The sequence below is a fragment of the Candidatus Omnitrophota bacterium genome (assembly GCA_028712255.1).
Taxonomy (GTDB): domain Bacteria; phylum Omnitrophota; class Gorgyraeia; order Gygaellales; family Profunditerraquicolaceae; genus UBA6249.
In genome coordinates this window covers 23,585-33,016 of the sequence record JAQTQJ010000018.1, presented here as the reverse complement: position 1 = coordinate 33,016, position 9,432 = coordinate 23,585, and the positions used below count along the sequence as shown (strand labels likewise).

At 39.0% G+C, this 9,432-nt stretch carries 6 protein-coding genes; all 6 read left to right on the top strand.

The window, feature by feature from the left end:
- On the top strand, positions 1–617 hold a 617-nt coding region (locus PHC29_07825), incomplete at its 5' end, for a 2-dehydropantoate 2-reductase (protein ID MDD5109387.1).
- 293 nt (positions 618–910) lie between these two features.
- A complete protein-coding gene (panB, locus tag PHC29_07820) occupies positions 911–1,756 on the top strand; it encodes a 3-methyl-2-oxobutanoate hydroxymethyltransferase (GenBank protein ID MDD5109386.1) in 846 nt (281 codons plus the stop codon).
- 207 nt (positions 1,757–1,963) lie between these two features.
- A complete protein-coding gene (locus tag PHC29_07815; GenBank protein MDD5109385.1) occupies positions 1,964–2,536 on the top strand; it encodes a hypothetical protein in 573 nt (190 codons plus the stop codon).
- Between the two features lie 16 nt (positions 2,537–2,552).
- On the top strand, positions 2,553–5,138 hold the full coding sequence (mgtA, locus tag PHC29_07810; protein ID MDD5109384.1) for a magnesium-translocating P-type ATPase: 2,586 nt from the start codon (positions 2,553–2,555) through the stop codon (positions 5,136–5,138).
- Between the two features lie 119 nt (positions 5,139–5,257).
- The gene (locus PHC29_07805; protein ID MDD5109383.1) at positions 5,258–6,547 is read left to right on the top strand and encodes a glycine--tRNA ligase; all 1,290 of its coding nucleotides are present in this window, start codon (positions 5,258–5,260) and stop codon (positions 6,545–6,547) included.
- A gap of 95 nt (positions 6,548–6,642) precedes the next feature.
- On the top strand, positions 6,643–9,375 hold the full coding sequence (ppdK, locus tag PHC29_07800) for a pyruvate, phosphate dikinase (protein MDD5109382.1): 2,733 nt from the start codon (positions 6,643–6,645) through the stop codon (positions 9,373–9,375).
- The last annotated feature ends 57 nt before the right edge of the window (positions 9,376–9,432 follow it).

The window sequence follows — 9,432 nt, the reverse complement described above, 5'->3', positions numbered from 1 at the left end:
GGAATATCGAAATTATTTCCGAAATAGTCGGAGAGGAAAGGGTAATCGCAGGAATCACTAGTGAAGGTGCAACTCTAATTGATATCGGTAAAATTCGCCATTGCGGCCGCGGAGAAACTATAATCGGTACAATTAACGGAAAAACACCGGTTGAAATACGCTCAATTCGTGAAATATTTAATAAAATAGGCTTCGAAACTAAAATGTCGCGCGACATAAAAAGCCTAATCTGGTCAAAACTAATTATTAACGTGGGAATTAACGCTTTAGCCGCTATTACCCGCTTGCCAAATGGAAAACTTATAGAACATGAAGGTACAAAAAGAATCTTAAGAGATGCAGTTACCGAAGCAACTCGTATCGCTAAAAGAAAGCGCATAAAATTAATCTTTGATGATCCGCTGGCAAAAGTAGAAGCGGTTTGTGAAAGCACATCTGCCAATCTTTCCTCAATGCTTCAGGATGTATTAAGGAAGAAACGTACCGAGGTTGACTTTATCAACGGAGTAATTGTACGTTTAGGGCAAGAGCTGGGAATCAGCGTTCCAACTAATAAATTCCTGCTTGACTTAATAAAAACTATCGAATTAAGTTACGAGTATTCGGTAAAAATATAGAAAATAATAATAAACCCGAAACTCCAATATAAGGTATAAGCGGTAAGCCGTAAGCTTACAGCTTAAAACTTACAGCTTATTTTAGGATTTAGAGTTTAGTATTTCGAGTTAAGGATAACACAGATGGCTTTTACTTCAAAAATCCGTAAATACTTAGTTGCTTTCCTAATAATTGGCTGGGGATTCAGCTTGGTTTATTTTTTTTTAAAGAATAAATAAACTAAGGGGACGGTTCGATTTTTTATTTCCTGATTTGATTAAAAAATAGAACCGTCCCCTAGATTTCCAAGAATATGAATATTAAAGAGATCATGGAATTAAAAAATAGCCGTAAAATTACGATGCTAACCGCATATGACTATCCTATTGCAAATTTAGTTGATAAAGCGGGCATAGACATGATTCTTGTAGGAGACTCATTGGCTAATGTGGTACTTGGCCTTGAATCAACTACCCAGGTCGGTATGCCGGAGATGCTACACCACACCAAAGCCGTCAGGCGCGCTGTTAAAAACTCTTTACTTATTGCTGACATGCCTTTTAGTTCATATCAGCTTAATCCAGGGGATTCAGTAAAAAATGCCGCACGATTCATTGAAGAAGCCGGAGCTGGCGCAGTAAAATTAGAATGGTTTTCGCAAGCACCGAAGGTAGCTGAACAAATTATAAAGGCAGGTATCGCAGTAATGGGCCATATAGGCCTAACCCCCCAGACTGCGGATAAAATCGGAGGGTTCAAAGTCCAGGGCAAAAATGCCCAAACTGCTCAGCAACTTATTGATCAGGCTTTAATTTTAGAAAAATTAGGATGTTTTGCCATACTTCTCGAATGTATACCTGATAAAATATCTGAATTAATCACTAAAAAACTTCATATACCAACTATTGGCATAGGCGCAGGCATTCATTGTGACGGCCAAGTTCTGGTAATCAACGATATGTTAGGCCTCTTTCAACGTTATACTCCAAAGTTCGTAAAGAAATACACAGACCTAACTTCAGTTATTTTAAAGGCAGTTGAAGATTTTAAAAATGAAGTTATTCAGGAACAATTTCCTACATTAAATCATTCTTTTACTATTAAAGAGGAAGAACTTAAGAAAATTGACAGTCATTCCCGCGAAAGCGGGAATCTATAAAAATGGCTATCATCATGGGTTCCCAACCAAAACATTCGGGAATGACGCCTAATGGCTAATCTACGCAGCAATGTTATAAAATATATTCTCATCACATTAATACTTTTATCCGGCTTCACCTTTGTGATTAAATTTGCCGGGCAAAATTTATTAATACAATATATCTCTTACGGCATTGGCGATTGCAAAACAATCCCTATTCTTTGCATGGAACCGGAAGCAAAAGTCTTCCAGCCTCAAGAGCCTTCAGAAAATTACCTTCAAGAATTAGTACCTCAAAAGTTTCCGCATATGTCCATTCTCTGCCCCAAGGGTTTTACTATAGTGCAGGAATTAATCAAAAGACCGTACTATAAAAAGAATAGGTGGCTGGATAACGGAAGAATAATCTATCTCCTGTATCAAGAGCCGGGAGAATTTCTAAAACTTTACCCGGATGTAAAAAAACAAAGGGTAAACAATAATTACGAGTTTATGGAAAGATTAAACTACGCAAATCTAAGTAAAGTTAAAAATATAACTGACGCTTTTTTTGTTATTATGAAAAGCGTATTTACCCCTGACCTAAAAAACCAAAGAATCGTCAAGATGATTAAATTCCAAACACACCAATTCCGAGGCTTTATTAATTACAATCTCTGTTGCACGGACAGTTATTACGATTGCAATATTATAGACACCAGGGATAATTTTTATAAAGTATACATTAAAGATATTGGGAATAAGCTAGACTTAAACAAAGTATTTATGATTATCTCGAGTATAAAACCGATAGAATAATTAAAGATTAATACTAATGGACTTTTTTAAACAAAAAAATATTAACGGAACGAATGGCAGCCAGAAGGCTCAAGTTTTGGATTTTGACTATCCTAGATGCACTAAAGAAGTTATTTTTGAAAAATTATCTACTTCTCAAAAAGGTATTACGGAACAAGAGGCCAAAAAACGGCTGCTAGAATACGGCCTTAATGAGCCTGCCAAGAAAAAAAAACGTAATATACTCAAGGAGATTTTTTCCAAATTTCTAAATCCTCTGGTCATAGTCCTGCTAGTCATCGGCTCTTTTTCATTATTTTTTGGAGAAAAAATCAGCGCCTTAATAGTTTTTCTTATGGCGGTTATGAGCGTCATGCTTGCTTTTGTACAGGAGCACCGTGCAAGTAAAGCAGCTGAAAAGCTCAGCGAAATGGTACGCACTACCGCCACAGTACTGCGCAATGGTAAATCCAAAGAAATAAGTATCCGGGAAATTGTCCCCGGGGACATAGTCGACCTTTTCGCAGGAGACATGATTCCTGCTGACTTAAGGATTATATCCTGTAAAGACCTATTCATTAATCAGGCCTCTTTAACAGGAGAATCTTTTCCTATTGAAAAAATATCCACTCCAATCACTCCAAAAAATAATTCTATATCTGAATTAACCAACATCGCTTTTATGGGTTCCAGCGTAGTGAGCGGCACAGCGCTGGGCATAGTCATCAAAACAGGTATCGCTACCCAATTCGGAGAACTTTCCCGTCGGCTATCAACTATGCGCATAGAAACCAGTTTTGATAAAGGTGTAAATAAATTTACCATGCTCATGGTCAAAGCGATGATTTGTATGGTTATGTTTATTTTTGCTATCATAGCTTTTCGCCACGGTAATCTAATTGAAGCGCTACTATTCTCCTTAGGAGTTGCGGTAGGGCTAGCACCAGAAATGCTGCCAATGATAGTAACCCTGAATCTTTCTAAAGGCGCCATCTCTATGTCAAAGAAAGATGTCATCGTAAAACGCTTGAATTCCATACAGAATTTCGGCGCTATGGATGTCCTGTGTACCGATAAAACCGGTACTCTCACTATGGACAAAATCGTCTTAGAAAAACACTGCGATGTAGTTAGAAAAGAAGATGAGGATACCTTACGCTACGCCTACATAAATAGTTTTTATCAAACTGGGCTTAAAAATCTTTTAGATCGAGCAATTCTTAAACATGAAAAACTACTAGTAAAAGAATACACAAAAATCGATGAGATACCTTTTGATTTCTCCAGAAAAATCATGTCCGTTGTTGTAGCCTCAGAAGATAAACATAAAATTATTTCAAAAGGCGCTCCGGAGGAAATATTCAAAAGATGCCTTCAATATGAGTTAGACGGGGAAATCTTTGACATAGATCCGTTGATCATTTCGGATTTAAAAGAAGAATTTGATTCTTTAAGCGCTGACGGCTTTAGAGTCTTAGCTATTGCATATAAAAATTTTGAGAATAAAAAAGAGGCTTATTCAAAAGACGATGAGAAAGAATTAATACTAAAAGGTTATATTGCTTTTCTCGACCCCCCAAAACCTAGCTCAAAAAGAGCAATCCAAGCGCTTAAAAAACTAGGAGTAGATTTTAAAGTTTTAACCGGAGACAACGAACTAGTTACAAAAAAAATTTGCAGCGAAGTGGGTTTGAATGTAGAAGGGTTAGTAACTGGTGAAACCGTAGAAAAATTAGACAATTTTCAATTGAGGGAATTAGTAAAAACAACTAATATTTTTGCTAGACTATCACCCCTGCAAAAAGAGAGGGTAATCGGGGCGCTTCATGCAAACGGCCACATTGTAGGGTACCTGGGAGACGGTATAAACGACGCTCCTGCTTTAAAAACTTCAGATGTCGGAATTTCAGTAAATAACGCTGTAGACATTGCCAAAGAATCTGCAGATATTATTTTACTAAAAAAGAGCCTTATGGTTCTAGAAGATGGAGTAATCGAAGGCAGGAGGACATTCGGAAACATTGTCAAATACATCAAAATGGGTTCAAGCTCCAACTTTGGTAATATGCTCAGCATGACCGGAGGCAGCCTATTTTTACCTTTTCTACCTATGCTCCCTATTCAAATACTACTAAATAATTTCCTTTATGATGTATCACAAATAGCAATACCAACGGATAAAGTTGATAAAGAATATGTTATAAAGCCAAGGCCCTGGAATATAAAATACATCAGAAATTTTATGGTAATTATTGGGCCGATTAGTTCAGTATACGACTTTCTTACCTATGGGGTTATGTTATTTATTTTCCACGCGCAAGCTGAACTCTTCCATACGGGATGGTTTATTGAATCATTATGCACTCAAACTCTAGTTATACATATAATTCGTACCGGGAAAATTCCTTTTATTGAGAGCCGGCCAAGCAGGTTCTTAATATTCATGTCAGTTGCCATAGTATCTATAGGCATTGCCATACCATTTACCGCGCTGGCTAAGCCTTTTGGATTTGTAAAACCGCCACCAATGTATTTTCTAGTATTATTTATTATGGTCGTTACTTATTTATTCTTTGTCCAAGCCGTCAAAAAATGGTTTATCAGAAAATACGGTTATGAATAGAATAATGGGACCGTTTCTATTTTTCAACTCAAGAACCAATAAAAATAGAAACGGTCCCATTATTCCTTGACTTTTAACTAAAATTGAGCTAAAAATAAAAGATTATGGAAGAAAATTTAATGGATAAGATCGCTTCTCTATGTAAACGCAGAGGTTTTATTTTTCAGGGAAGCGAAATTTATGGCGGCTTAAGCAATACCTGGGATTACGGCCCATATGGCGTGGAATTAAAAAATAACCTTAAGCGCGCATGGTGGAAGGCGTCTGTCTACGAAAGAAATGATGTCTTAGGGATGGACGCAGCTATTCTTATGCACCCTCGCGTCTGGGAAGCCAGCGGCCACGTAGAAAACTTCTTTGATTTAAAAAGCGATTGCAAAGTTTGTAAAAAGCGTTTTAAAACCGCGGACCTTAAAGATAAAACAAAATGCCCGGAATGTAAAGGCGAACTTACTGAATCTCGGCCGTTCAATTTAATGTTTAAAACTCATCAGGGCCCAGTAGAAGACGCCTCAAACCAAATCCATCTGCGTCCTGAAACCGCCCAAGGAATGTTTGTAAACTTCCTGAACATCCTTGATTCAAAACATCCAAAACTTCCTTTTGGCTTAGCACAGATTGGTAAATCATTCCGTAATGAAATTACCCCAGGAAACTTTATTTTCCGCACGCGTGAATTTGAACAAATGGAGATCGAATATTTTTGCAGGCCGCTTGATGCAGACATGGCTTATGAGGCCTGGGTTGAAGAAAGATTTAATTGGTATTTAAACCTTGGCATAAAAAAGGAGAACTTACGTAAACGCCAGCATGACAATAAAGAACTTGCTCACTATGCCAAAGCCTGTACTGACATTGAGTATAGTTTTCCATTTGGCTGGAGTGAACTTGAGGGAATCGCCAACCGCACGGATTTTGACCTAAAACAACATTCTAAATTTAGCGGTAAAGAACTACAGTATTTTGATGATCAAAAGAAAGAAAGATTTTATCCTTATATCATTGAGCCGTCTGGAGGAGTAGATAGAAGCATCCTGGCAATATTAGTCGACGCCTACCATGAAGAAAAAGTAAAAGAAGATATTCGCGTAGTCTTAAAATTAAACAAAGAATTGGCTCCCACTAAAATTGCTGTACTGCCTCTTTTACGGAATCGCCCGGAAATTGTAGAATTGACTAAAAATATCGCTAAAGATTTAAAAAAATCTTTTATCACGGTTTATGATGATACTGGAGCAATCGGTAAGCTCTACCGCAGGCAAGATGAAGTAGGGACACTATTTTGCGTAACCGTAGATGTTCAAAGCTTAGAAGATAGGCAGGCCACAGTGCGTAGCAGAGATACGATGTTACAGGAAAGAATTAATATTACTAGGTTAAAAGATTACTTCGTTGAGAAATTAACTTAGGAACTAAACAAGCCGTAAGCGATAAGCTATAAGCTTACAGCTTAAAACTTACAGCTTATTTAGGATTTCAACAGAAAGGAAGGGTTTAAAAAGTAATGGCAAAGAAATACGTTTACTCCTTCGGTGGAGGCAAAGCAGATGGTAACGAAAGCATGAAGAACCTCTTAGGTGGCAAAGGCGCCAACCTTGCAGAGATGGCCGGTAATAAAGACCTAATGCTCCCAGTACCCGCGGGGTTTACCTGCACAACAGAGGTCTGCACATATTATTACCAGAATAAAAAGAAATACCCCAAAGAATTAAAAGGACAGGTTTTACTGGCTCTGGAAAAAGTAGAAAAATTAATGGGAAGAAAATTCGGAGATATGAATAATCCGCTTTTATTCTCTGTGCGCTCTGGAGCAAGAAAATCCATGCCTGGAATGATGGAAACGGTTTTAAATGTCGGCCTGAATGAATTAACTATCCCCGGCCTGATCAAACAGAGTGGCCAAAACAGCCGTTTTGTTTACGATGCTTACCGACGATTAATCATGATGTATTCTGATGTCGTGATGGAGAAGGCTGCCGGAATCGAACCTAAAGGCGAAGAAGGAATCCGTAAACAGTTAGAAGTAATCATGGCCGCATTTAAGAAATCCAAAAACTATGCCAGTGATACAGATTTAAATGTTGATGATTTGAAAAAACTCTGTAGCCAATTTAAGATTAAAATCAAAGAAGTACTGGGTAAAGAATTCCCTGATGACCCCATGGAACAACTATGGGGAGGAATTGGCGCAGTATTTTCTTCCTGGAACGGAAAACGCGCAATCAGCTACCGCAGAATCGAAAGTATTCCGGATGAGTGGGGCACAGCCGTAACCGTACAAACCATGGTTTTCGGAAATATGGGCGATGATTCTGCAACCGGAGTTGCCTTTACGCGTAACCCGGGAAACGGAGAAAATAATTTTTACGGTGAATATCTGATTAATGCCCAAGGTGAAGATGTAGTTGCCGGTATCCGTACTCCGGCCCCGATCAATGAATACTCAACCTCAAGCCACAATAAAAACCTGCTCACTTTAGAAAAAGCAATGCCTAAAATCTATAAAGAACTTTATTCAATACAAAACCGTCTTGAAAAACATTATCATGACATGCAAGATATTGAGTTTACTATCGAAAAGGGCAGGCTTTTTATGCTGCAATGCCGCATAGGCAAGCGCAATGGCCCGGCAGCAGTACGTATGGCAGTAGATATGGTTAAAGAAAAGATGATTAAAAAAGAGCAGGCGGTAATGCGCGTAACTCCAGCGCAGCTTGATGAATTACTGCATCCGATTATCGATCCTAAAACTGAAATTACTGTTAAACCTTTTGCCAAAGGTTTACCTGCAGGCCCGGGAGGAGCAAACGGCCAGATCGTTTTCTCATCAGCCGATGCAGTAGCTTGGGCAAAAACCGGTAAAAAAGTAATCCTTGTGCGCGAAGAAACTAATCCTGAAGATGTCGAAGGCATGCGTGTTGCCCAGGCAATTCTTACAGCCCGCGGCGGTATGACTAGCCACGCGGCATTAGTCGCCCGGGGTTGGGGAAAATGTTGTATTGTCGGATGCAGCTCTATACATGTTGATATTGAAAACAAAACTTTGCATGCTGACAATAAAACTTTAAAAGAAGGCGATTGGATTACCTTAAATGGGACTAAGGGTAATGTTTACGAAGGCCAGCTTCCGATGATGGATGCTACTGAAGAAAACATGATCCTTTCAGAATTTTTAAAAATGTGCGATGGGATAAAGAAATTGGGTATTCGCACTAATGCTGACACCCCGGAAGATGCTCAAAAGGCGCTACAATTCGGAGCAGAAGGTATTGGGCTTTTCCGCACCGAACATATGTTTTACGGAAAAGGCTCTAATCAACCGCTGTTTTTGCTGCGCAAAATGATTATCTCTAAAACTGTTCAGGAAAGACAAAAAGCATTGGATGAATTATTCCCTTTTGTAAAAAAGGATATCAAAGGAACCATCGCAGCTATGGACGGCTTCCCAGTAGTCATCCGCCTGCTTGATCCGCCGTTGCATGAATTTGTGCCGCGCGAACAAGCAAAACTCCAGCAGCTTGCAAATGATTTAAAAATCGATATGCAAGAATTAGCTAAGAGGGCAGAGGGCCTGCATGAATCCAATCCAATGATGGGGCACCGCGGCGTACGCCTGGGAGTAACTTATCCTGAAATTAGCGCAATGCAGATACGGGCGATTTTAGAAGCAGCCGCTGAATTAGCCAAAGAGGGCAAAGATCCTTACCCGGAGATTATGATCCCGGTTGTCTGCGATGTAAAAGAATTAAAGAATCAATTTACCATTGCTGAACAAATATATAAGGAAGTGCTGGCTAAATATGGACTGAAGAAATTAAAATACCTTCTGGGAACGATGATCGAAATACCGCGCGCGGCAATTGTTGCGGATAAATTAGCAACGCTCGCCAAGTTTTTCTCATTCGGAACCAATGATCTAACCCAGATGGGTTTTGGTTTCTCAAGAGACGACATTGGAGGATTCCTCCCAGATTATATTCAAAAGGGAATCCTGCCAGAAGACCCATTCCAAAGCATCGATCAAGAGGGAATTGGAGAACTAATTAAAATGGGTATCAAACGCGGGCGCTCAACCAATAAAAAACTAGAAGTAGGTATCTGTGGAGAGCATGGCGGCGAACCAAAATCCGTAGAGTTCTGCCATAACGTAGGCATGGATTATGTCAGCTGTTCACCTTTCAGGGTACCAATTGCAAGGTTAGCTGCAGCACAGGCTGTATTGAAGAATAAAAAGTAAATCAAGGGACCGTTTCTATTTTTTACCTAAAAAATAGAAACGGTCCCAATTAAACCT

Coding starts and splice junctions, on each gene's coding strand:
- panB (MDD5109386.1), top strand. CDS start 911: ATGAATATTAAAGAGATCATGGAATTAAAAAATAGCCGTAAAATTACG.
- PHC29_07815 (MDD5109385.1), top strand. CDS start 1,964: ATGGAACCGGAAGCAAAAGTCTTCCAGCCTCAAGAGCCTTCAGAAAAT.
- mgtA (MDD5109384.1), top strand. CDS start 2,553: ATGGACTTTTTTAAACAAAAAAATATTAACGGAACGAATGGCAGCCAG.
- PHC29_07805 (MDD5109383.1), top strand. CDS start 5,258: ATGGATAAGATCGCTTCTCTATGTAAACGCAGAGGTTTTATTTTTCAG.
- ppdK (MDD5109382.1), top strand. CDS start 6,643: ATGGCAAAGAAATACGTTTACTCCTTCGGTGGAGGCAAAGCAGATGGT.